We start from the raw sequence: 23227 nt of genomic DNA on the forward strand, positions 1-23227 counted from the left end.
GGTTATTCCTGAATTGATTCCAGTTTGGCGCGGACGTCGGCCGGCAGTTCCACCGGCCGCATGTTGACGGCATCGACGCAGCAGACTTGGATATTGCCTTCGGCAAGCAGTTCCCCGTCCCGTTCTGCGCGCTGCGCGAAGTGTATCGAAGCGCGGCCCAGTCGTGTGACCCGGCTGCGTATGGTAAGCAAATCGTCCAGTCTGGCCGGCTTGCGATAGGACATGTCCAGCGAGCGGACGACGAACAGCCGTTGCTCGCTGGCGGCCAGGCCGGATTGGTTGACTCCCAGGTCGCGCAGCCACTCGGTGCGGGCGCGTTCCAGGAATTTCAAGTAGTTGGCGTAGAAAACCACCCCGCCCGCGTCCGTGTCTTCATAGTAGACACGGACCTGCAGGCGGGATTCGGGGGACTTCGGATCGGTCACGATGCGGGTTTCGATGATGCGGGTCGGGACGCGAAAAGTCCGTAGTTGCTATAAGGTTTACAGCGTGTCGAGTTTCGTCAGCACGGCTTCAAGCGCGGACTCTACCGGAATCTTGGCCGCTTCGGTTTCCCGACGGGCCTGCAATTCCACCACACCGTCGTTCAGACCGCGTTCTCCAACTGTTACACGGAGCGGCGCGCCGATCAATTCCCACTCGGCGAACATCACGCCGGGGCGGGCATCGCGGTCGTCCAGGATGACGTCCACGCCGCGCGCCAGCAGCGATTCGTACAGCTTCAAGGAGGTGTTACGCACGGTTTCGCTTTTGCCCCAGCCCACCGGGCAGATCACCACTTCGAACGGCGCGATGGCGCGCGGCCAGATGATGCCGCGGTCGTCGTGGTTCTGTTCGATGGCCGCGCCGACGATCCGGGTGATGCCGATGCCGTAGCAGCCCATCTCCAGGACGGCCGGCTTGCCGGTCTCGTCCAGGAAGGTGGCCTTGAGGGCTTCGGAGTACTTTTTACCCAGGTAGAAAACGTGTCCGACCTCGATGCCGCGCTGGATCGACAGCGTGCCCTTGCCGTCCGGCGAGGGGTCGCCGGCCACCACGTTGCGCAGGTCGGCCACTTGCTCGGGCTCGGGCAGGTCGCGGCCCCAGTTCACCCCCTGGATGTGGAAGTCTTCGCGGTTGGCGCCGCAGACGAAATCGGCCATGTTGGCCACGGTGCGGTCGGCGATGACGTGCACCGGGCGCGCGGTGCGCACCGGGCCCAGGTAGCCGGGCTTGCAGCCGAAATGCTCGACGATTTCGCTTTCGGTGGCGAAGCGGAAGCCTGCCAGGCCGGGCAGCTTGCTGGCCTTGATCTCGTTCAGTTCGTGGTCGCCGCGCAGCAGCAGCAGCCAGATATCGACCTTGCCCTTGTCGCCGTCGGTGGCCAGGACGATCGACTTCACCGTGCGTTCCAGCGGCAGGTCCAATAGGCGGGCCACGTCTTCGCACTTGGCGGCGCCCGGGGTGGCCACGTCGGCCATGGGCTGGGTGGCCGCGCCGCGTTCGGCGTACAGGCTGGGGGCCTCGGCCAGCTCGATGTTGGCGGCGTAGTCGGAATCGGCGTTGTAGACCAGCAGGTCTTCGCCGGTGTCGGCGATCACCTGGTATTCATGGCTGCGGGTGCCGCCAATGGAGCCCGTGTCGGCCGCCACGGCGCGGAATTCCAGGCCCAGGCGGCCGAAGATGCGCATGTAGGCGGCGTACATGGTGTCGTAGCTCTTCTGGGCGCCGGCTTCGTCGCGGTCGAAGGAGTAGGCGTCCTTCATGGTGAATTCACGGCCGCGCATCAGGCCGAAGCGGGGGCGGCGCTCGTCCCGGAACTTGGTCTGGATGTGATAGAAATTCAGCGGCAGCTGACGATAGCTGTGGATCTCGTTGCGGGCGATGTCGGTGATCACCTCTTCCGAGGTCGGCTGCAGCACGAAATCGCGCTGGTGCCGGTCCTTGATGCGCAGGAGTTCCGCGCCGTATTGCTCCCAGCGGCCCGATTCCATCCAGAGCTCGGCCGGCTGGACCACCGGCATCAGCAGCTCGATCGCGCCCGAGGCGTTCATTTCCTCGCGGACGATGGCCTCGACCTTGCGGATGATCTTCAGGCCCAGGGGCATGTAGGTGTAGATGCCGCCCGCGAGCTTGCGGATCATGCCGGCCCGGGTCATCAGCTGGTGGCTGGCGACTTCGGCTTCGGAAGGGGCTTCTTTGAGGGTGTTGATGTGGTAGTTGGATGCGCGCATGTTTAAAGGTGGCAGCAGATACGTATAATCGACTGTAATTGTATTGAATTCGGTGGGGGTGGCCCATGCTTGACCGCGAAGGCTACCGCCCCAATGTCGGCATCATTCTCGTCAACGGTCGAAACGAGGTCTTTTGGGGCAAGCGTATCAGGGAACATGCCTGGCAGTTCCCGCAGGGCGGCATCAAGTACGGCGAAAGCCCGGTGCAGGCCATGTATCGCGAGCTCCATGAAGAGGTGGGCCTGAAGCCCGAGCATGTCCGTATTTTGGGGCGTACACGCGATTGGTTACGTTATAACGTGCCCGATCACTTCGTCCGGCGTGAGTGGCGTGGCCACTATAAAGGACAAAAACAGATTTGGTTCTTGTTGCGCCTGGTGGGACGTGACAGCGACGTTTGCCTGCGCGCGACGCAGCATCCGGAATTCGACGCCTGGCGCTGGAGCCAGTACTGGGTGCCGCTGGATGCCGTGATCGAGTTCAAGCGGGACGTCTATACCCAGGCGTTGAACGAGTTGTCGGCAATCCTCTTTCGGCGTCATCACGAAACCCGCTACCTGCGTCAGCGCGTGCATGGGCAGCGGACGGCAGAGAACTTGCCCGAAGGAACGGACGGTCATGCGCATATTGTTGGTTGAAGATGAACGGGACATGGCGTCCTGGCTGATGCGCGCGCTCGCGCAGAGCGGGTTCGTGCCGGATCACGCGGCCGATGCCCGCACGGCCGAAGCCTTCATGGCGGGCACCGAATACGATGCCATCGTCATGGACCTGCGCCTGCCCGACAAGCATGGCCTGGTGGTGCTGCGCGAGATGCGCAACCGCGACGACCGCACCCCGGTGCTGCTGCTGACCGCCCAGGGCGCGCTGCAGGACCGCGTGCGCGGCCTGAACCTGGGCGCCGACGATTTCCTCACCAAGCCGTTCGCGCTGGAAGAACTGGAAGCCCGCCTGACCGCGCTGGTGCGCCGCAGCCGCGGCCGCCAGCACCCGCGCCTGCAGTGCGGCTCGCTGTCCTACGACAGCGAGAGCCGCGCCTTCACGCTCGACGGCTCGCTGTTGTTCCTGACCCCGCGCGAGCACGCCGCCCTGGCGGCGCTGCTGACCCGCAGCGGCTATCCGGTGGACAAGTCGCAGCTGTTCGGCAAGGTCTTCACCCACGACAGCGAGGCCAACCCCGACGCCATCGAGGTGGTGCTGCACCGCCTGCGCAAGAAGCTCGCCGGCAGCGACGTGCGCATCGTCACCGTGCGCGGGCTCGGCTACATGCTGGAAAGCGTCGCCAGCGAAGCCGCCGACTCCTGACACCCTCGTGAGCCTCCGGATCCCTGGGTTGCCGCGGGTCGGCATTCGCGCCCTGTTGATCATCCTGCTGCTGCCCGGCGTGGTGGCGCTGCTGGTCATCGACAGCCTGAACGACTACCGCACCCTGTCCGAGATCACCAACGAGGCCTACGACAGCGCCCTGGTCGAGCCCGCCCGCGTGCTCGAAAGCAGCCTGGAATTCACGCCCGACGGCGCGCTGCAGGTGGCCACGCCGCTGTACGCCCAGGTCATGCTGGAGTCGCGCGCCGGGCTGCGCAAGTATTTCCGCATCGAGCAGATCGATCCGCCGCTGCCTGACGATTCCCCGGTGCCGGCCGAACAGGGCAAGACGCTGCTGGGCATGCCGGACCTGCCGCGCCCGCCGACCTGGCCCCGTTCCAATGGCCTGCCGGTGTTCTATGACGGGGTCTATCGCAATGACCCGGTGCGGGTAGTGTCGCTGGTGCGCGACCTGTATTACCAGGGCGCGCACCGTCAGGTGCTGGTGCTGGTCGCCGAAAGCACCGGCAAGCGTATCGAGGCCGAGAACAACGCCCGGCGCCAGGAAATCCTGCGTGATGCGCGCATGCTGGCGCTGGTCGTGCTGCTGGTCTGGTGGGGCGTGTCCTGGGCCTTGAAGCCGCTGCGCCGCCTGCGCGCCGACATCCGCAACCGCCGGCCCGATGACCTGACGCCGCTCGACGCCTCGCGCGTGCCCAGCGAAGTGGCGCCGCTGGTCGATGCCGTCAACCACCACATCGCCCGCTATCGCCGCGTCCTCGAAGAACAATCGCATTTCCTGGCTGACGCCTCGCACCAGTTGCGTACGCCGCTGGCCATCATGCTGACCCAGGCGCAATACGCCCTGCGCGAACGCGATCCGGCGCGCGCCCAGGAAGGCTTGCGCGCCATCGTCGATCAGCTGGGGCGCACCCGCCGCCTGACCGAGCAATTGCTGTCGCTGGCGCACGCCAACCAGGCGGACCCGTTGCCGCGCCAGTTGCTCGACATGAACGCGGTCTCGCGCGAAGTGGTGTTGCAATACTTGCCGCTGGCGCACGAAAAACAGCAGGACCTTGGCTGGGTGCAGGCCGCCAACGGACAAGGCCAGGAAATCGACGCCCCGGTGTCCGGCAACGAGGCCGAGCTGCACGAGGCGCTGTCCAACCTGGTGCACAACGCCATCCACTACGCGTCGGTCGGCGCCCGCATCACCGTCTCGGTCAGCCGGCTCGGCGACCGGGTCGAGGTCGCCGTGTCCGACAACGGCCCCGGCCTGGAACCGATGCTGCGCGCCCGCGCCTTCGCCCGCTTCGAGCGCGTCGGCACCGACAAGCCGGTGGCCTCATCGGGGTCGGGCCTGGGGCTGGCCATCGCCCGCGCCTATGCGCGGCGCAACGACGGCGATATCGAACTGCGCGACGGCGAGCCCAATGCGCAGGGGGGCGTGGGCCTGGCCTCGGTGCTGTGGCTGCCGCTGGCGACGACCGTGTCGCAGTATCCGCGGCCCGCCGACGTCGAGTTCACCGGCGAACAATAATTCCGCGAAGCTTTCATTCCTTCCTCCTAGTCCGCATTGCGCATCACACCGTTTTCCATCAGGGATAACCCCCGGATTCAGGATTGCGGCAGCGCATAGAAAGCGGATTAGCAGCTTCCTTCCGTAATCTGCCAGCCGGCTTGTTGTAAAGAGCCGGATGGCGCACGCTCTTGGCGCCATCCCGAGGGCCGGCACGGCCCTGCTTCAGGAGGATGGAAGTGCAAAAAACAATTAATAGAAAGGACTATTACGGCGGCGCGCTGATGGTCCTTATCGGATTGGGGGCGATCTACGGTGGTACGGACTATCACATCGGAACGCTCAGCCACATGGGTCCGGGGTTCTTCCCCGCGGCATTGGGCGGCCTGCTGGCGTTGACGGGAATCCTGATCGCCATCTCGGCGCGTTCCGGCGAATCCACGCCACCCGCCCCGGGTGACGGCCATGCGCATGGCCTGCCCGATCTGCGCGGCAGCGTCTGCATCCTGCTGGGTACGCTCGCGTTCCTGCTGCTGGGCCACTATGGCGGCCTGCTGCCCGCCACGTTTGCCATTGTCTTCATCTCCGCCCTGGGCGACCGCAAGAACACGGTCAAGCAGGCATTCGTGCTGTCGGTCGGCATGTCCGTGATCGCGGTGGTGGTTTTCTGGTGGGCGCTGCAACTGCAGCTGCCGCTGTTTCGCTGGGGTTGATGCGCCATGATTTCTCAAGCTCTAACCGACCTCTGGTACGGCTTCGGCGTCGCGTTCCAGCTCCACAACCTGATGTGGTCGTTCTTCGGCGTGCTGGTGGGCAACCTCATCGGCGTGCTGCCCGGCATGGGCGCGCTGTCGGCCATCTCGATCCTGCTGCCGCTGACCTACGTGATGCAGCCGGTGCCCGCCATCCTGATGCTGGCCGGTATTTTCTACGGCTCGCAATACGGCGGCGCCATCGGCGCCATCCTGCTCAACCTGCCTTCGCACCCGCCGCACGCGGTGACGTGCCTTGACGGGTATCCATTGACCAAACAGGGCAAGGGAGGAACGGCGCTCGGCATTACGATGATCTGCTCGTTCTTCGCGGCCTCGGTCGGCATCATCGTCATGATCTTCGCCTCGCCGCTGCTGGTCGAAGTCGCCTTCAAGTTCGGCCCGACCGAGATCTTCTCGATCATGCTGCTGGGCCTGCTGGCCGGCGCCACCATGTCGCGCGGTTCGCCGCTCAAGGGCGTGGCCATGACGCTGTTCGGCCTGATGTGCGGCGTGGTCGGCACCGACGTGAACACCGGCACCATCCGCTTCTCGTTCGGCCTGCTCGACCTGTCCGACGGCCTGGAACTGGTGGCGATCTCGATGGGCCTGTTCGGCGTGGCCGACTTCCTGATGAGCGTCAATCGCATGACCATCATCGGCAGCGGCGCCAAGCTGCGCCTGCGCGACATGCGTCCCAGCAAGCAGGAACTGAAGACGGCCTTCTGGCCCATGGTGCGCGGCACCGCCGTGGGCACGCTGTTCGGCGCCATGCCCGGCACCGGCCCGACCATCACCACCTTCGTTGCCTACGCGCTGGAACGCAAGATTTCCAAGACGCCCGAGAAGTTCGGCACCGGCATGATCGCCGGCGTGGCCTCGCCCGAAGCCTCGTCGCACTCGAAGACGCAGGTCGACTTCATCCCCACGATGAGCCTGGGCATCCCCGGCGACGCGGTGATGGCGCTGATCCTGGGCGCGCTGCTGATCCAGGGCATCCAGCCCGGCCCGCAGCTGATCACCGAGCATCCGGACATCTTCTGGGGCCTGATCGCCAGCTTCTGGGTCGGCAACGTGCTGCTGATGGTGCTCAACGTGCCGCTGATCGGCGTCTGGGTCAAGCTGTTGCAGGTGCCTTACCGCTACCTGTTCCCGTCGGCGCTGTTCTTCATCGCGGTGGGCGTGTTCAGTACCCAGAACAGCCTCTTCCAGATCTGGGAAGTGCTGGCTTTCGGCGTGATCGGCGCCGTCCTGATGACGCTGGAATTCTCGGTCGCGCCGATCCTGCTCGGCTTCGTGCTGGGGCCCATGGTCGAAGAGAACTTCCGTCGCGCCTTGTTGTTGTCGCGCGGTGACCTGGCGGTGTTCGTCGAACGTCCGATCAGCGCCTGGTTCATCGGCGCCAGCGCACTGCTGATCCTGCTGCAGGTGTGGGCCTTCCTGCGCCGCGGCAAGAACAAGAACAAGCCGCAAGTGACGCAAGCCGCCTGACCGGCCTCGCGTTCCGCGTGCAGACACGGCCCGGCTTTCATGCCGGGCCGTTTGATTTGTGCGCCGTCTTCCCCCATGCTTGCGATTTCCCGAGCCCGTCCGGATCTAGCCATGCATATCCTTTTCGCCTGCCCCCTGCACGACCCCGACGTCTGGGTTCCGCGCCTGCAAGCCGCCATGCCCGGCTGTCGCATCTCCGTCTGGAATCCCGATGGCCCGCCCTCCGGCGCCGAGGTCGCCCTGGTGTGGAAACCCCCTGTGGAACTGTTCCGGCACGAGGCCCGCATCGAGACGCTGTTCAATTTGGGCGCGGGCGTGGATGCCTTGCTCAAGATGAAGGAAATCCCGCCGCACGTGCGCATCGTCCGCCTCGAGGACGCGGGCATGTCGGTGCAGATGGCCGAGTACGCCCTGTACGCGCTGCTGCGCGTGTCGCGCGACTTCCAGGCCTTCGACGAATCACAGGCGCGCCAGCACTGGGATACCCGCGAAGGCACGCGCCAGGCCGATTGGCCGGTGGGCGTGCTGGGCCTGGGCCAGGTGGGCGCGCGCGTGGCGCAGACGCTGGCCGAGTTCGGTTATCCGGTGGCGGGCTGGTCGCGCACGCCGCGCGAGATCCCCGGCGTGGAGTCCTTCTCCGGGCAGGACGCGTTGCCGGCCTTCCTGGCGCGCACCCGCTTCCTGGTGAACGTGCTGCCGCTCACGCCCGACACCCGTGGCATCCTCAACCGCGACACGCTCGGCCAACTGCTGCCCGAGGCGCATCTGGTCAACGTCGGCCGTGGTGAACACCTGGTCGAGGAAGACCTGGTGCGGATGCTGGAAGAGGGCGAGATCGCCGGCGCGACGCTCGACGTGTTCCATACCGAGCCGCTGCCCAAGGACCATCCGTTCTGGCGCGATCCGCGCGTGCATGTCACGCCGCACATCGCCGCCCGCACGCTGCGCGACGAAAGCATCGAGCAGATTGCCGGCAAGGTCGCCCGGCTGATGCGCGGCGAGCCCATCACCGGCGTGGTCGAGCGCGAGCGCGGCTACTGAGCGGCAGGCGCCGCGGCGCCTTGCTTCTCCAGCCGCTGGTAGGTGGGGGGCAGGCGCTGCGACAGAAAATCCAGCAAGGTGCGCACCGCCGGCATCATGCCGCGCCGCGACGGATAGATGCAGTGGACGATGCCTTCCGGCGACTGCCACTGCGGCAGGACCGGCACCAGTTGGCCGCGGCGCAGTTCCTCCTGGGTCGCGATCGACGGCAGCAGCGCGATGCCGCGGCCGCGCACGGCGGCCTCCACCAGCACGATGAAGTCGTTGCACGACAACTGCGGCTTGAGTTCGATATGAACCTCTTCGCCCTTGTCGTTGCGCAGCGGCCAACGCACTTCGTTTTGCGGGTCGCTGAAGCTCAGGGTGGTGTGCGAGGCCAGGTCCTGCGGCGTGTCGGGCGCGCCGTGGCGCTGGATGTAGGCCGGGCTGGCCACCAGCGTGCCGCGCGCCGTGCCCAGGTGGCGCACCACCAGTTCGGCGTCGGTATCGAGCTTGGTGCGCACCCGCAGCGCCAGGTCGACCCCTTCGCGGATCAGGTCCACCCGGCGGTTGGTCACCAGCAGCTGGACCGAAATGGCCGGCCAGGCGTCCAGGAATTCCGGCAGCAGCGGCGCCAGCACGTCCTGCGCGATCGAGACCGGGCAGCTCACCACCACCGGCCCGGTGGGTTCGGCCTGCAACTGGCGCATTGCGTCGTCGGCCGCGCGGGCCGAGGCAGCCATCTCGCGGCAGTAGTGCAGATAGCGTTCCCCGGCGGCGGTCAGGCGCAGGCGCCGCGTGGTGCGGTGCAGGAGCCGCACGCCCAGGCTTTCCTCCAGGTGGGAAATACGGCGCGACAGGCGGGATTTGGGGATATCCAGGGCCCGCGCCGCCGCGCTGAAGCCGCCTTGCTCTACGACTTGGGAAAAATAATAGAGGTCATTTAGATCTTGCATGATTGTTCTATGCTTGGAACGAACAGTTCATCATACCCGGGTTTATGTGATCAATTAAGCGATCTACAGTGAAGCCATGCACTCAAGACCCGCGCTTTTCGCGGTCCGCACTGGAGATCACGTTATGAAGACCCTCGTCATCCTGTCCTCGATTCTCGGCAACCGCTCGCACAGCAAGGAGCTGGCCGATCACATGGTGGCCCGCATCAAGCAGGCCGACCCCGCCGCTGTTATCACCACCCGTGATATCGGCGCCGAGCCGTTGCCGTACTTTGACGGCGCCACCGCCGGCGCGCTGTTCACGCCCGCCGATGCGCGCACCCTGGAGCAGCAGCGCATCGTCGAACGCAGTGACGCCCTGATCGCGGAACTGCTGCAGGCCGACCGCATCGTGTTCGCGGTGCCGGTATACAACTTCACCCTGCCGGCCCAGCTCAAGAGCTATCTGGATCACGTGGCCCGGGCCGGCGTCACGTTCCGTTATACGCCGGAAGGCGTGGCGGAGGGGTTGGTGAAGGGTAAGCAGGTGTTCGTGCTGACGGCGCGTGGCGGCAAGGCCGAAGGCACCCCCAACGACACCATGACGCCGTACCTGCGGCAGATGCTGGGCTTCCTGGGCATGAACGAGGTCACCTTCATCGCCGCCGAAGGCATGGCCATGGGCGAAGTCGCGGCGCTCGAAGGCGTGGCGCTGGCGCGCCAGCGCATCGACGCCCTCGACCTGGCCCCGGCGCGGAGTGCGCTGCAGGCCGCATGACGCAATGAAAAGCGGCCCCTCGGGGCCGCTTTTTTTGTCAGACTGTCGGTCAATCGCGCAGGCGCTTGATCAGGCTGGACGTATCCCAGCGGCCGCCGCCCATTTTCTGCACGTCGCCATAGAACTGATCCACCAGCGCCGTCAGTGGCAGTCGGGCGCCGTTGTGGCGCGCCTCGGCCAGCACCAGGCCGAGATCCTTGCGCATCCAGTCCACCGCGAAGCCGAAGTCGAACTTGTCGTCGACCATGGTGCCGCCGCGGTTCTCCATCTGCCAGCTCTGCGCCGCGCCCTTGCTGATCACATCCAGCACCAGTTTCATGTCGAGGTCGGCCGCCTGGCCGAACGCCACGGCTTCGGACAAGCCCTGCACGATGCCGGCGATACAGATCTGATTGACCATCTTGGCCAGTTGTCCGGCGCCCGGCGGGCCCACGCGCGTGACGGCGCGGCCGAAGGCCTGCGCCACCGGCTTGACCGCATCGAACACCGCCTGCTCGCCGCCACACATGACCGTCAGCACGCCGTTGACCGCGCCGGCCTGGCCGCCGGATACCGGCGCATCGATGAAATTCAGGCCCAGGTCCTTGGCTTGCGCGTACAGCTCGCGCGCCACGTCGGCCGAGGCGGTGGTGTGGTCCACGAACACCGCGCCCGGCGCCATGCCCGCGAACGCGCCATCAGGGCCCAGCGTCACGCTGCGCAGGTCGTCGTCATTGCCGACGCAGGCAAACACGATCTGCGCGCCGGCCACGGCCTCGCGCGGCGTCACGGCGCTGCGGCCACCGAACTCGGCGGCCCAGGCCTGCGCCTTGGACGGCGTGCGGTTGTAGACGGTGACGTCGTGCCCGGCGCGGGCCAGGTGGCCGGCCATGGGCAGGCCCATCACGCCCAATCCGAGGAATGCGACTTTCTGGGCCACGACTGCGTCGTAGCTCTTGGTACCGATCGATGCCATGCAGGGGACTCCGCTGTGGAAAGGAAAACCTGAGGCAGTAACCTTAACGCAATCAAAAGCCGGCGGCGAGTCCGTCGCGACGGCTGTCGCTGGCGCTGACGTAGCCATCCACCGCCGGGTCGCCCAGGCGCCAGATGAACTGGCCGGAACCGAAATCCATGTACGGGTCGTCGATGCCTTCGAGCACGTGGCCGCGGGCGCGCAGGCCTTGCGCCACGGCGGCGGATATCGAGGGCTCCACATCCACCGCCAGCCCCTGGTTCCATTTCCAGCGCGGCGCGTCGCAAGCGGCCTGCGGCTGCTGGCCGTAGTCGAGCATGCGCACCAGCGTCTGCACCTGGCCTTGCGGCTGCATGTTGCCGCCCATCACGCCGAAACTCATGACCGGCGCGCCGTCGCGCATCAGGAAGCCCGGGATGATGGTGTGGAAGGGGCGCTTGCCACCCGCCACCGCGTTGGGGTGGTCGGCTTCGGTGCTGAAGCAATGGCCGCGGTTCTGCAGGCTGACGCCGGTGCCCGGCACAACCACGCCTGAACCGAACCCCATGTAGTTCGATTGGATGAAGCTGACCATCATGCCACTGCGGTCGGCGGCAGTCAGGTAGACCGTGCCGCCCTGCGGCGCATGACCGCAGGCGAATGCCTGGGCGACATTCGGATCGATCAGCCGCGCGCGTTCGGCCAGGTAGTCGGCGCGCAGCATCTGTTCGGGCGTCACGCGCATGTGGCGCGCGTCCGCGACGTGCGCATAGACATCGGCGAAGGCCAGCTTCATGGCCTCGAGCAGCAGGTGCTGGGTGTCGGGATGATCGATCGGCCGCGCCGCCAGGTCGAAGTTCTGCAGGATCCCGAGCGCGATGAGGGCGGCGATGCCCTGGCCGTTCGGCGGAATCTGGTGCAGCGTATGCCCGCGATACGCCTGGCTGACGGGCGTCACCCATTCCGGCGCGTAGTCGCGCAGGTCGGCCAGCGTCATGGCGGCCTCGTGGGCCTGCGCATGGGCCACCAGCTTGTGGGCCGTTTCGCCTTCGTAGAAATCGCGGCCGCCGCTGGCGGCGATGCGCTTGAGCGTCGCCGCGGCGCCTTTCAGCGTGAAGTGCTCGCCGATGTGCGGCGCCCGGCCCCGCGGCAGGAAGTGTTCGGCGAAACCGGGTTGCGGCTGCAGCACGTCGGCCTGTGCGGCCCACTTCTGGTGCACCATGGGGCTGACGGCGAAGCCGCGCTCGGCATAGTCGATGGCGGGCGCCAGCACGTCGGCGAACGACAGGCGGCCCAGTTTTTCATGCAGCGCGGCCCAACCGGCCACGCAGCCCGGCACCGTGACGCTGTCCCAACCGCGGGTCGGAATCGCGCCCTGGTGCCGGCGGCGGAAATAGTCCGGACTCCAGGCGGCGGGCGCCGGCCCCGAGGCGTTCAGGCCATGCAGCTTGGAGCCGTCCCAGACGATGGCGAAGCAATCCGATCCCAGGCCATTGCTGACGGGTTCGGTCAGCGTCAGCGTCGCGGCCGCGGCGATGGCCGCATCCACCGCGTTGCCGCCACCGGCCAATACGCGCAGCCCGGCCTGCGCCGCCAGCGGCTGCGAAGTGGCCACGATGTTGCGGGCGAAGACCGGCGTGCGCGTTGTGGGATAGGGGTTGTTCCAGTCGAAATTCATCTCGAATCATCGCGTGGGGGTAAACCCGTAGCTTAACGTAGATGCCGGCGTTTGCATCCACACCCTGTATTGAGTTGTAGCAACTGGTTTCTAGCGCGGTGCGCGCTCGGCGCAGGCGCAACCGCGCGGCCAAAGAAAAACCCCCGGCAAGCCGGGGGTTTGGGCGGGAGCGAAACCGCCGAGCAATGCGGCGGCGCCGTCCTCAGTCTTCTTCGACGAAAGTCTCTTCGCGCTTCTTGCGGATCGCCGGCAGGGCCACCAGGATCACCAGGAACACCGCCACGGCCAGCAGCGAGGCCGACAGCGGACGCGTCACGAAGGTGCTGAAGTCGCCGCGCGACAGCAGCAGGGCGCGACGGAAGTTCTCTTCCATCATGGGGCCGAGCACCAGGCCCAGCAGCAGCGGCGCGCCTTCGCACTTCAGCTTCGACCAGACATAGCCCACGACGCCGAACATGGCCGTCGTGAAGATGTCGAACGAGTTGTAGTTGAGCGAGTACACACCGATCGTGCAGAACACCAGGATCGCCGGGAACAGGATGCGGTAGGGCACCTTGAGCAGCTTGACCCACAGGCCGATCAGCGGCAGGTTCAGCACCACCAGCATCAGGTTGCCGATCCACATCGAGGCGATCAGGCCCCAGAACAGCTCGGGGTGGCTCGTCATCACTTGCGGGCCGGGCTGGATGTTGTGGATCGTCATCGCGCCGACCATCAGCGCCATCACGGCGTTGCCCGGGATACCCAGGGTCAGCAGCGGGATGAACGAGGTCTGCGCGGCCGCGTTGTTGGCCGATTCGGGGCCCGCCAGGCCGGCCGGGTGGCCCTTGCCGAAGCGTTGCGGATTCTTGGAGATCTTCTTTTCCAGCGTGTACGACGCGAACGACGACAGCACCGCGCCGCCGCCCGGCAGGATGCCCAGGGCCGAACCCAGGGCCGTGCCACGCAGCACGGCGGGCGCGGATTCCTTGAATTCCTGCTTGTTCGGGTACAGCGAGCCGATCTTGTCGGTGATGTCGACGCGGTTTTCCTTCTGCTCCAGGTTGGTCATGATTTCGGCGAAGCCGAACACGCCCATGGCCACGATGGCGAAGTCGATGCCGTCCTGCAGTTCCGGCACGCCGAAGTCGAAGCGGGCCACGCCCGAGTTGACGTCGGTGCCGACCATGCCCAGCAGCAGACCCAGGATGATCATCGCGATCGCCTTGGGCAGCGAACCCGAGGCCAGCACCACGGCGCCGACCAGGCCCAGGCACATCAGCGAGAAGTACTCGGCGGGGCCGAACTTGAAAGCGACTTCTGCCAGCGGGGGCGCGAAGGCGGCCAGCAGCAGCGTGGCCACGCAACCGGCGAAGAACGAACCCAGGGCGGCGATGGCCAGCGCGGCGCCGGCACGGCCGTTACGGGCCATCTGGTGACCGTCCAGCACGGTCACCACCGCGGACGTTTCCCCGGGCAATGCCACCAGGATGGCCGTGGTCGAACCACCGTACTGAGCGCCGTAGTAGATACCCGCCAGCATGATCAGGCCGGCCACCGGCGGCAGCACGTACGTGATCGGCAGCAGCATCGCAATGGTCGGGACCGGGCCGATGCCCGGCAGCACGCCGATCAGCGTACCCAGAACGCAGCCCAGCAGCGCGTACAACAGGTTCTCGGGCGTGAACGCCACCGAGAAACCCAACATCAGGTTGTCAAACAATTCCATGACCGGTAGCTCCTCAGTTCATGCCCAGAAACGACGGCCACAGCGGGAAAATCAGCCCCAGCCCCTTGACGAACGCCAGATACGAGAACACCACCAGGAAGATGCCGTTGGCGACGGCGACCTTGAGGCTGAACTCGTGGCTGGCCAGGCTGCTGAGCACCACCAGCAGGAACACCGAGATATAGATACCCAGCAGTTTCAGGACCAGGCCGTAGACGACCACGGATCCGACCACGAGGAACACGATGCGCCAGTCGAACTTGTCGACGTGGGTTTCCTGGGCCTTCTTCGACATCGAGCCAAGCAGCACGATGGCACCCAGCAATGCGAGGACAATGCCCAGCCAGAAAGGAAAATACCCGGGGCCCATACGGGCGGCAGTACCCATTTGGTAGCTGCTGGCTTGCCAGGCGAATCCCAGTCCAAGGGCGATGAACATCACCCCCGACCAGAAGTCCTGTCGATTGCGTAGCTGCATGATTGGTTGGCTCCTGTTTACAGCATGTAGATAAAAAGAGGTTTGTGATCTGCCCCGGCTGCCGGAAAGCCATGTGACAGGCACAAAAAAGGCACGACTCGGTGCCCGGTGTTCTTCTGAAAGCTTCGGCGTGGCTTCTTGAAAGGGCGAATGGTAATGGACGCCTGCAGCGATGCAAACCCTGTAAGCTAGGTGAAAGCCTGGGGTTTTCCCTAAAATTGGGGAACTCCCGATCCCCAGATGTAACGGGGCGGGCAGATTGAGGGCTGTTTGAAAGCTAAGTGAAAGTTGATAGAAAGAAATGCGAAAGCAGGTTCGCGTGACCTGCCGCTTGCCGGGCGCGCGGGACTTTTCTAGTTGTGCCTGATCAGGTATGTTGCCCGCCGCCGGCCATGCCGCTGCATTTCCTACTGAATATTGCCGTGTTTCTCACCTTGCGTGAAGCGGCCCGATTCCCACCTGGATGGTTTACGATAGCGCCCATGCTGCAAGACCTAGACCAACTCGCCGCCCGTATCGGGCAACTGGTGCAACGCACCCGGCAACTTCATGCCGAGCGTGACGCATTGCGCGCCCGCCTGAACGAAACCGAAGCGGAGACGCGCGCGCTCAAGCAACGCGCCGCCGACCGCGACGCCGATATTGCCGCCCTGCAGGCCAAATTGCAGGACAACGACGGCGCCGTCACCGCGATGCTGGAGCAGGCGCAGAAGGCCGAAGTGGCCTTGCGCGAACAGCTCGCTCGCGAAGCCGCCGAACGCCAGTCGCTCGAGGCGCGGTTCTCCGCCCGCGAAACCGAACTGCAGGGCAACCTGCAAAGCCGCGACACCGAACTACAGCGCCTGCGCGTGGCCGCCGCCGCGGCCCGCGAGCGCATCGACGCCGTCCTGGCCCGTCTGCCGGGTGCGCCGTCCGGAGAGCAACACTGATGGAACGCGTAGATGTAACGATCCTCGGGCGCGACTACTCGCTGGCGTGCTCGGCCGAAGAAAAGCCCACGCTGCTGGCTGCCGTGCGCCACGTCGACCAGCTCATGCTGCGCATCCAGGGCACCGGCAAGGTTTCCAGCAACGAACGCATCGCGGTGATGGCCGCGTTGCAGGTTGCGGGCGAGCTGCTCGCCATGAAGGCGCCCGATGGTCCGCTGGGCGGTTTGGCGGTCGGCGACTTCAAGCGTAGAATCGAGGACATGAACGCAGTCCTAGACGACGCGCTGTCAGGGCAAGAAAAGCTGCTCTGACGTTCATAAGCGGTTTTCACCCAGGTTTTTTCAAGTTTTTCAGTTTGTCCCTGCCGTGTCCGTGACCTGGCCATACATTCTCTGAACCTATGTCTTATGGCATATTGGTTGCGGGAGTGCAGAGCTGGAGCGATTGTCTCTCGTAGACGAACCCGACGCTCTTCGGAACGCGACCACCTTGAACCTCAGGGTTCGAGATGCCGGCCTTGACGGCACAGGCGGGGCATCTATCCCAGCGGACCTGCCACGAGCGCAGGTCCGCGCCGGGCGCCTCCCCCATCGTCCTCCCTCATAGGACCAGTCCATGTCGAAATCCCCCGTTTTTTCGCTGACCAAACTTGGCGCGGCGTGCGCGGCCGTGGCCGCTCTCTCGCTGGCGCAGCCTGTTTTTGCGCAGGCACCGACGACGGCTCCCGCCACGGCGGAATCCGCCGCCAACCGGTCGCCGGAACTGACGTTGCAGGCCACCGCCTCGTCCGAGGTCAAGCAGGACACGGTGCGCATCTCGCTGTCGGCCGAGACCGAAGCGGCGGATCAGCCCACCGCCGGCAAGAAGCTGACCGAGATGCTGGACGACGTGGCCAAGCGCGCGCGCGACACCAAGGGCGTCGACGTGCGCACCGGCAGCTTCAACGTCTGGCCCAATTCCACCAGCAGCAGCAAGGGCAAGACCAGCACCACTTGGCGTGGCCAGGGTGAGATCATCCTGGAATCGAAGGATTTTGCCGCCGCCGCCGCGCTGGCCTCGAAGCTGTCCGACAAGACCGCCATTTCCAACATCAGCTTCTCGCTGTCGCGCGAGGTGCGCGAGGCCGAGGAGCGCAAGCTGCTCAAGGAAGCCGCGCAGGCCTTCAAGGATCGCGCGCTGGCCGCGGCCAACGCCTTCGGTTTTTCGGGCTACCGACTGAGCAAGCTCGAACTCGGCGGCGCCGGCGGCGTCACGCCGATGCCGCGCATGATGGGCGCCATGGCCAAGGACGCCTCCGGCGGCGCAGGCTACAGCGCGGACGTCCCCCTGGAAGCAGGGGACGTCACGGTCAGCATTTCGGTCAACGGGACGATCGTTTTGCAGTAAGCACGAACATGATGGCGCCCAGGGCGACCATCGGCAGGGACAGCCATTGTCCCATGCTCAACCCGCCCGCGAGCAGGCCCAGGAAGTTGTCCGGCTCGCGGGTGAATTCCACCAGAAAACGGAACGTTCCGTAGCCCATCAGGAATACCGCGCTCACCTGGCCCAGGGGGCGCGGCTTGCTCGAAAACCACCACATCAGCGCGAACAGCACGATGCCTTCCAGCCCCAGCTCATACAGTTGGGACGGATGGCGCGCTATGCCGTCGCCGCTGCTCGGGAACACCATCGCCCACGGCACGTCGGTGGGGCGGCCCCACAACTCGCCATTGATGAAATTGCCCAGTCGGCCAAAGCCCAGCCCCAGCGGGATCAGCGGCGCGATGAAATCGCTGACGGCGAAGAAGGGCAGGCCCTTCTTGCGGGCGAACAGCAGCATCACCAGGATCACGCCGATCAGCCCGCCGTGGAACGACATGCCGCCTTCCCACAGGTAGGCCACTTCCAGCGGATGCGCCAGGTAATAGCTCGGCTTGTAGAACAGCACATAGCCCAGCCGTCCGCCCAGCACCACGCCCAGCACGCTGTAGAAGATCAGATCCTCCAGGTCGCGCACGTTCAGGGAAGTGGTGTGGCCGCGCGTGATGCGGCGCCGGCCCAGCACGTATACCAGCGCGAAGCCCACCAGGTACATCAGCCCGTACCAATGGATGGACAGGGGCCCGATCTGCAGGGCAACGGGGTCGAATTTTGGATATTGCAGCATGTTCCGCCCGACACAATGAAGTTGAATGATAATAACCGGCGAGCCCCGCGGTAGATCGACATGCAAGCCCCAGCATGCCGGTGTATCCCGAGACTCGCCCGCGAGCGAGCTGGCTACCCACCCGGGCGCGATCGCCATGTCCGCGCCCTGACGGCCGACAGGAGACAACAGACCATGTCGCACAACGAACGTTCCCGCCACATCACGCACGGCGTCGCCCGGGCTCCCAATCGCGCCATGTATTACGCGCTGGGCTACCAGGAAGCCGATTTCGAGAATCCCATGATCGGCGTGGCCAACGGCCATTCGACCATCACGCCGTGCAACAGCGGCCTGCAGCGCCTGGCCGATGCCGCCATCGAGGCCATCCGCGGCGCCAAGGCCAATCCGCAGGTGTTCGGCACGCCCACCATTTCCGATGGCATGTCCATGGGCACCGAGGGCATGAAGTACTCGCTGGTGTCGCGCGAGGTCATCGCCGACTGTATCGAGACCGCCGCGCAGGGCCAGTGGATGGACGGCGTGGTGGTCATCGGCGGCTGCGACAAGAATATGCCGGGCGGCATGATCGCGCTGGCGCGCATGAACGTGCCGGGTATCTACGTCTATGGCGGCACCATCAAGCCGGGCCGCTACCAGGGCAAGGACCTGACCATCGTCTCGGTGTTCGAGGCGGTCGGCGAATACACCATGGGCCGCATGGAAGAGGCCGACTTCAAGCAGATCGAGAAATGCGCCATCCCCGGTTCGGGCTCCTGTGGCGGCATGTACACCGCCAACACCATGAGCTCTGCCTTCGAAGCCATGGGCATGAGCCTGCCGTATTCCAGCACCATGGCCAACGAGGACGACGAAAAGGTCGTGTCGGCGGCGGAATCGGCCCGGGTACTGGTGCAGGCGGTCAGGCGGGGGCTGCGTCCGCGCGACATCATCACGCGCGAGTCCATCGAGAACGCCGTTTCCGTCATCATGGCAACGGGCGGCTCGACCAATGCCGTGCTGCATTTCCTGGCCATCGCCCACGCCGCCGAGGTGCCCTGGACCATCGACGACTTCGAACGCATTCGCCAGCGCGTGCCGGTGCTGTGTGACCTCAAGCCATCCGGCAGATACGTGGCGACCGACCTGCATCGCGCCGGCGGCATTCCGCAGGTCATGAAGCTGTTGCTCAACGCCGGCCTGCTGCACGGGGATTGCATCACCATCACCGGCCAGACCGTGGCGCAATCGCTGGCCGACGTGCCCGATACGCCGCGCGCCGACCAGGACGTGATCATGCCGCTGGACCGCGCCCTCTATCCCCAGGGCCACCTGGCGATCCTCAAGGGCAACCTGTCGCCGGAAGGCTGCGTGGCCAAGATCACCGGCCTGAAGAACCCGGTCATCACCGGACCGGCGCGGGTCTTCGATTCCGAGGATGACGCCATGGCCGCCATCATGGCGCGCCAGATCCGTGACGGCGACGTGGTGGTGATCCGCTACGAAGGCCCCAAGGGCGGGCCGGGCATGCGCGAGATGTTGGCGCCGACCTCCGCGTTGGTCGGACAGGGGCTGGGCGAAACCGTGGGCCTCATCACCGATGGCCGCTTCTCCGGCGGCACCTGGGGCATGGTGGTCGGCCACGTCGCGCCCGAGGCCTTCGTGGGCGGGCCCATCGCGCTGATCCGGGAGGGAGATTCGGTTACCATCGATGCCCACCAGCTGCTGTTGCAGCTCAATATCAGCGACGAAGAAATGGCGGCTCGTCGCCAGGCCTGGGTCCAGCCCAAGCCGCGTTATACACGCGGTGTGCTTGCCAAGTTCGGCAAGCTCGCCAGCACCGCGAGCCGTGGGGCGGTAACCGATGCATTTGATACGTAGTCTGTTGGCGGTCGCCGCCGGCCTGCTGGCCGCCGGCGCGGCCCAGGGGCAAACCACCGGCCTGGATCTGGCCAAGAGCAAGGCCTGCATGGCCTGTCACCAGATCGACGTCAAGCGCGTCGGACCGCCGCTGGCCAGCGTGGCCGAGCGCTACGCCGGGCAGGGAGATGCCATGGTGGATTACCTGGCGGGCAAGATCCGCGGGGGCGGCCGCGGCGCCTGGGGCGCCGTGCCGATGCCGGCCCAAACCCACGTCAGCCAGGAAGACGCCCGCCTGCTGGCCGAATGGATCCTGACGCTGGCGCCGGCCAAGAAGTAGTCGTATCGTCTCTGGAAAGTTTCAGCAAAGGAATCGTCATGGCAGAACAACCCTTCCCGGGCAATGAGGTCGCCGTTCTCGGCGGCGGCTGTTTCTGGTGCGTCGAGGCGGTCTTCACCGACCTGCGCGGCGTCAAGAGTGTGCTGCCCGGCTACAGCGGCGGACACGTCGACAACCCCAGCTACGAACAGGTCTGCGGCAAGGACACCGGCCACATCGAAGTGGCTCGCGTCGAATTCGATCCGGCCGAACTGTCCTACAGCGACCTGCTGCGCGTCTTCTTCGCCACCCACGACCCGACCACTCCGGGCCGCCAGGGCAACGACATCGGCCCGCAGTACGAGTCGGCCATCTTCTGGCAGAACGACACGCAGCGCGAGCAGGCCGAGGCCGTCATCGCCGAGGTCGAGGCGCAGAAAGTCTACGACGCGCCCATCGTGACCAAGCTGCTGGCGCCCGCGCGTTTCTGGCAGGCCGAGGACTATCACCGCGATTATTTCGCGCTGCATCCCGAGCAGGGCTATTGCCAGTTCGTGATCGCGCCCAAGGTCGCCAAGTTCCGCAAGCAGTTCCAGGATCGCCTGAAGAAGTAGGACAGGCGAAAAAAAACCTCGCGCAAGGCGAGGTTTCAAGGCCGGCGCCGGGCACATGGGTACCGGCGCTGGCGGGGGAAGCGGTCAGTCGACGGCTTTCACCACGCCGCGGCGCATCTGGTCCAGCTCGATGGACTCGAACAGCGCCTTGAAATTGCCTTCGCCGAAACCGTCGTTGCCCTTGCGCTGGATGATCTCGAAGAAGATCGGGCCGATCTGGTTCTCGGTGAAGATCTGCAGCAGCAGGCCGCCGTCGGGGGCGCCGTCCAGCAGGATGCGGTTCTTCTGCAGGCGCGCCACGTCCTCGCCGTGATTGGGCAGGCGGCGGTCCAGCAGCTCGTAGTAGGTTTCCGGGGTATCCAGGAACACCACGCCGTTGGCGCGCAGCGCCTCGATCGTGCCGTAGATGTCCTCGGTGGCCATGGCGATGTGCTGGATGCCCTCGCCGCGGTACAGGTCCAGGTACTCCTGGATCTGGCCTTTCTCCTCGGTGCCTTCCTCGTTGATGGGAATGCGGATGTTGCCGCACGGCGAGGTCATGGCCTTGGACTTCACGCCCGTCACCTTGCCCTCGATGTCGAAGTAGCGCACTTCGCGGAAGTTGAACAGGCGCTCGTAGAACTCCGACCACTCGGCCATGCGGCCCTTGTGCACGTTGTGCGTCAGGTGGTCCACCAGCGTCAGCCCGGCGCCGCGATGGTTCAGGTCGGCCTGCGCGTTCTGCGGATCCACCGGCACGAAGTCGACGTCATAGATGCTGATGTCGCCGATGCCGCCATGGCCTTCCTTGCCGTTCCAGCGGTCCACCAGGTAGATCAGCGAATCGCCAATGCCCTTGATGGCGGGAATGTTCAGTTCCATCGGGCCGCTGTGCGAGTCGAAACCCCACGCGCCCAGTTCCAGCGCGCGCTTGTACGCGGCGGCCGCGTCCTGCACACGGAAACCGATCGCACAGATCGACGGGCCGTGCAGCCGGGCAAAGCGCTGCGCAAAGGAATCGGGTTCGGCGTTGATCAGGAAATTCACGCCGCCCTGGCGGTACAGCGTCACGTCCTTGTGGCGATGCTTGGCGATCGCCTTGAAGCCCAGCAGTTCGAACACCTTGCGCAGCGCGGCGGGGTCCGGCGCGGCATATTCGATGAATTCGAACCCGGCGGTGCCCATCGGGTTGTCCCAGGGTTGGAAAGCGCTGCTCATGAGTCTGCTCCCTTGAGTCGTTATAGAGGCGACTTGTCGTTCAAGTCTAGGATGAAGATTGTAGGGAGGAAAGGCAGGCAGACAATTGCAAACATGTCGCGGAAGCGGCAAGGTTGAGCAATAATATTGCCCAGGATAAAAAATATGGGGCTGAAAATGTCTGACATAGAGCTGGACAGGACAGATATAAGGATTCTGGCCGAATTGCAGCGCGACGGCCGCCTGAGCAACCAGGAGTTGGCCGACCGCGTTTCCCTGTCGCCCAGCCCCTGCCTGCGCCGGGTGCGACGGCTGGAAGAGAAGGGCTTCATCAAGAAATACGTGGCGCTGATCGACGCCGAAAAGGTCGGGCTGGGCCTGCTGGCCTACGTCAACATCCGCCTGAACAAGCACAGCGGCTCCAGCCATGCGCCCATGAGCGACTTCGCTCGCGACGTCCAGCTCTGGCCCGAGGTGGTCGAGTGCTACGCCATGTCCGGCGACATGGACTACCTGCTGCGCATTCAAGTCGCCGACCTGGCGCATTTCTCCAAGTTCGCCATGGACACCCTGATGCGACATCCCGCCGTGGTGGACATGCGCTCGTTCTTTGCGCTCCAGCAGATCAAGGAAACGACAGAGTTGCGGCTGTAGCGGAGCGGGATGCGTCCCTTCGTGTCTATCAGGCCTTCTATATCAGCCCCCCCATAGAGGATGTCTATATATAGAGAGACCAGAGCGCGTGGCAGTGGGCGGATGTTCCCCGCCACGGCGCCTTGTTATATATAGGCCGCTATCAGGCGAGACCGTCTGCCAGGTCCACTGCACCTGGGCGTAGGGGCGAAAACGGATATGGCGCTATGGAAAACGGAGACACCTCTATATATAGAGTGGAGATGTATATCCATCTCGGCGCGCTACAGATGTGCCGTCAGCCGCGGGGTGCTTCGCGCAAGGCTCGGTCCTGGTGATACGCATTCCATGTAGAGCAGATGGCGCAGAACGGATGACTTTTCCATGGCAAATGCGGGGTGCGTCCCCCGAAATCATCATCTTTCTGCAAAATGGCTGTCATCCCGGCGTGACAAGCCAAAAATCTGTGCTATAGTCTCGCTCCTTCGCAGTTCACGCAGTTTTGTGAGCCGCGAAGCTAGGCAAGTGCAACGGATTTGACGCCACGGCGACGAATCTGTCGCAGGGCAGCAAGGCGGTGAGTCAGCGATGATTCTCTCGAACCGGCGGTCAGCGAATTTTGCGTAAGTCGGTGCAAATCAGGCAGAAGCCAGTTGCACGATCTGCAAAAATTGTGCTATAGTCTTGGGCTTGGCTGGTGACGGCGAATCAGGGTTTACCCGGTAGGGTGGTCTGAATGGCGTTGCAAGCCAACTGG

23 protein-coding genes and 1 other RNA gene are annotated in these 23227 nt (G+C 65.1%); 15 read left to right on the forward strand and 9 right to left on the reverse strand.

The window, feature by feature from the left end; all coding sequences use genetic code 11:
* Positions 1 to 2: 2 nt before the first annotated feature.
* Both ybgC and AruCF_RS03055 read right to left on the reverse strand, forming a co-directional pair.
* Complete coding sequence (gene ybgC, locus AruCF_RS03050) at positions 3 to 425, reverse strand: tol-pal system-associated acyl-CoA thioesterase (protein WP_049071336.1); 423 nt, start codon at positions 423 to 425, stop codon at positions 3 to 5.
* Between the two features lie 57 nt (positions 426 to 482).
* Complete coding sequence (locus AruCF_RS03055; RefSeq protein ID WP_083036510.1) at positions 483 to 2213, reverse strand: proline--tRNA ligase; 1731 nt, start codon at positions 2211 to 2213, stop codon at positions 483 to 485.
* 65 nt (positions 2214 to 2278) lie between these two features.
* On the opposite strand from AruCF_RS03055, the gene AruCF_RS03060 reads away from it, so the two are divergent.
* The 6 genes from AruCF_RS03060 to AruCF_RS03085 all read left to right on the forward strand — a co-directional run bounded on the left by AruCF_RS03060 (position 2279) and on the right by AruCF_RS03085 (position 8321).
* Positions 2279 to 2851, forward strand: a complete 573-nt coding sequence (locus AruCF_RS03060) for an RNA pyrophosphohydrolase (protein WP_049071340.1) — start codon at positions 2279 to 2281, stop codon at positions 2849 to 2851.
* Positions 2832 to 3518: a response regulator gene (locus tag AruCF_RS03065; RefSeq protein ID WP_020925157.1), complete on the forward strand. Its 687-nt coding sequence runs from the start codon at positions 2832 to 2834 to the stop codon at positions 3516 to 3518. The genes AruCF_RS03060 and AruCF_RS03065 overlap by 20 nt, the downstream gene beginning before the upstream one ends.
* 7 nt (positions 3519 to 3525) lie before the next feature.
* Positions 3526 to 5058 carry a sensor histidine kinase gene (locus AruCF_RS03070; protein WP_231891652.1) on the forward strand — a complete coding sequence of 511 codons (1533 nt, stop codon included), beginning with the start codon at positions 3526 to 3528 and terminating at the stop codon, positions 5056 to 5058.
* Positions 5059 to 5270: 212 nt separating this feature from the next.
* Entirely contained in the window at positions 5271 to 5750 is a 480-nt protein-coding gene (locus AruCF_RS03075; RefSeq protein ID WP_049071344.1) for a tripartite tricarboxylate transporter TctB family protein, read from the forward strand.
* Between the two features lie 6 nt (positions 5751 to 5756).
* Positions 5757 to 7280, forward strand: a complete 1524-nt coding sequence (locus AruCF_RS03080) for a tripartite tricarboxylate transporter permease (RefSeq protein ID WP_049071345.1) — start codon at positions 5757 to 5759, stop codon at positions 7278 to 7280.
* A gap of 111 nt (positions 7281 to 7391) precedes the next feature.
* Complete coding sequence (locus tag AruCF_RS03085; RefSeq protein ID WP_049071348.1) at positions 7392 to 8321, forward strand: 2-hydroxyacid dehydrogenase; 930 nt, start codon at positions 7392 to 7394, stop codon at positions 8319 to 8321.
* Here the strand turns inward: AruCF_RS03085 and AruCF_RS03090 are convergent.
* Positions 8315 to 9256, reverse strand: a complete 942-nt coding sequence (locus tag AruCF_RS03090) for a LysR family transcriptional regulator (protein WP_049071350.1) — start codon at positions 9254 to 9256, stop codon at positions 8315 to 8317. The genes AruCF_RS03085 and AruCF_RS03090 overlap by 7 nt on opposite strands.
* Before the next feature lie 124 nt (positions 9257 to 9380).
* On the opposite strand from AruCF_RS03090, the gene AruCF_RS03095 reads away from it, so the two are divergent.
* Positions 9381 to 10013, forward strand: coding sequence for an FMN-dependent NADH-azoreductase (locus tag AruCF_RS03095; protein ID WP_049071352.1), 633 nt, complete (start codon positions 9381 to 9383; stop codon positions 10011 to 10013).
* A gap of 49 nt (positions 10014 to 10062) precedes the next feature.
* Here the strand turns inward: AruCF_RS03095 and AruCF_RS03100 are convergent, their stop codons facing one another.
* The 4 genes from AruCF_RS03100 to AruCF_RS03115 all read right to left on the reverse strand — a co-directional run bounded on the left by AruCF_RS03100 (position 10063) and on the right by AruCF_RS03115 (position 14811).
* On the reverse strand, positions 10063 to 10968 hold the full coding sequence (locus AruCF_RS03100; RefSeq protein WP_049071353.1) for an NAD(P)-dependent oxidoreductase: 906 nt from the start codon (positions 10966 to 10968) through the stop codon (positions 10063 to 10065).
* Between the two features lie 52 nt (positions 10969 to 11020).
* Positions 11021 to 12625 carry a gamma-glutamyltransferase family protein gene (locus AruCF_RS03105; RefSeq protein ID WP_054416340.1) on the reverse strand — a complete coding sequence of 535 codons (1605 nt, stop codon included), beginning with the start codon at positions 12623 to 12625 and terminating at the stop codon, positions 11021 to 11023.
* Between the two features lie 202 nt (positions 12626 to 12827).
* Positions 12828 to 14333, reverse strand: coding sequence for a tripartite tricarboxylate transporter permease (locus AruCF_RS03110; RefSeq protein ID WP_049071355.1), 1506 nt, complete (start codon positions 14331 to 14333; stop codon positions 12828 to 12830).
* A gap of 13 nt (positions 14334 to 14346) precedes the next feature.
* Positions 14347 to 14811, reverse strand: a complete 465-nt coding sequence (locus AruCF_RS03115; RefSeq protein WP_049071356.1) for a tripartite tricarboxylate transporter TctB family protein — start codon at positions 14809 to 14811, stop codon at positions 14347 to 14349.
* Between the two features lie 398 nt (positions 14812 to 15209).
* On the opposite strand from AruCF_RS03115, the gene AruCF_RS03120 reads away from it, so the two are divergent.
* The 4 genes from AruCF_RS03120 (at position 15210) to AruCF_RS03135 (ending at position 17126) form a co-directional block, all read left to right on the forward strand.
* Positions 15210 to 15740 (forward strand): hypothetical protein, encoded by a 531-nt coding sequence (locus AruCF_RS03120; protein WP_100504555.1) that lies wholly within the window; start codon positions 15210 to 15212, stop codon positions 15738 to 15740.
* On the forward strand, positions 15740 to 16051 hold the full coding sequence (locus AruCF_RS03125; RefSeq protein WP_006388757.1) for a cell division protein ZapA: 312 nt from the start codon (positions 15740 to 15742) through the stop codon (positions 16049 to 16051). Before AruCF_RS03120 ends, AruCF_RS03125 begins: the two co-directional genes overlap by 1 nt.
* 44 nt (positions 16052 to 16095) lie before the next feature.
* Positions 16096 to 16280, forward strand: a non-coding RNA gene (ssrS, locus tag AruCF_RS03130) — 6S RNA.
* A 75-nt stretch (positions 16281 to 16355) separates the two neighbouring features.
* Positions 16356 to 17126 carry an SIMPL domain-containing protein gene (locus AruCF_RS03135; RefSeq protein WP_049071359.1) on the forward strand — a complete coding sequence of 257 codons (771 nt, stop codon included), beginning with the start codon at positions 16356 to 16358 and terminating at the stop codon, positions 17124 to 17126.
* Here the strand turns inward: AruCF_RS03135 and lgt are convergent.
* The gene (gene lgt, locus AruCF_RS03140) at positions 17101 to 17889 is read right to left on the reverse strand and encodes a prolipoprotein diacylglyceryl transferase (RefSeq protein ID WP_049071361.1); all 789 of its coding nucleotides are present in this window, start codon (positions 17887 to 17889) and stop codon (positions 17101 to 17103) included. The genes AruCF_RS03135 and lgt overlap by 26 nt on opposite strands.
* 174 nt (positions 17890 to 18063) lie before the next feature.
* Here lgt and ilvD point away from each other — a divergent pair, with 174 nt between their 5' ends.
* Genes ilvD through msrA form a run of 3 tightly spaced genes read left to right on the forward strand, consistent with a single transcriptional unit; the run spans position 18064 to position 20661 of the window.
* Positions 18064 to 19749 (forward strand): dihydroxy-acid dehydratase, encoded by a 1686-nt coding sequence (ilvD, locus tag AruCF_RS03145; protein ID WP_049071362.1) that lies wholly within the window; start codon positions 18064 to 18066, stop codon positions 19747 to 19749.
* Complete coding sequence (locus AruCF_RS03150; protein WP_049071364.1) at positions 19733 to 20068, forward strand: c-type cytochrome; 336 nt, start codon at positions 19733 to 19735, stop codon at positions 20066 to 20068. Before ilvD ends, AruCF_RS03150 begins: the two co-directional genes overlap by 17 nt.
* Positions 20069 to 20106: 38 nt before the next feature.
* Positions 20107 to 20661 carry a peptide-methionine (S)-S-oxide reductase MsrA gene (gene msrA / locus AruCF_RS03155; RefSeq protein ID WP_049071366.1) on the forward strand — a complete coding sequence of 185 codons (555 nt, stop codon included), beginning with the start codon at positions 20107 to 20109 and terminating at the stop codon, positions 20659 to 20661.
* Positions 20662 to 20745: 84 nt separating this feature from the next.
* Here the strand turns inward: msrA and hppD are convergent, their stop codons facing one another.
* The gene (hppD, locus tag AruCF_RS03160; protein WP_049071368.1) at positions 20746 to 21858 is read right to left on the reverse strand and encodes a 4-hydroxyphenylpyruvate dioxygenase; all 1113 of its coding nucleotides are present in this window, start codon (positions 21856 to 21858) and stop codon (positions 20746 to 20748) included.
* Between the two features lie 156 nt (positions 21859 to 22014).
* On the opposite strand from hppD, the gene AruCF_RS03165 reads away from it, so the two are divergent.
* A complete protein-coding gene (locus AruCF_RS03165) occupies positions 22015 to 22491 on the forward strand; it encodes an Lrp/AsnC family transcriptional regulator (protein ID WP_006392938.1) in 477 nt (158 codons plus the stop codon).
* The last annotated feature ends 736 nt before the right edge of the window (positions 22492 to 23227 follow it).

This window comes from Achromobacter ruhlandii (genome assembly GCF_002082135.1).
Taxonomy (GTDB): domain Bacteria; phylum Pseudomonadota; class Gammaproteobacteria; order Burkholderiales; family Burkholderiaceae_B; genus Achromobacter; species Achromobacter ruhlandii.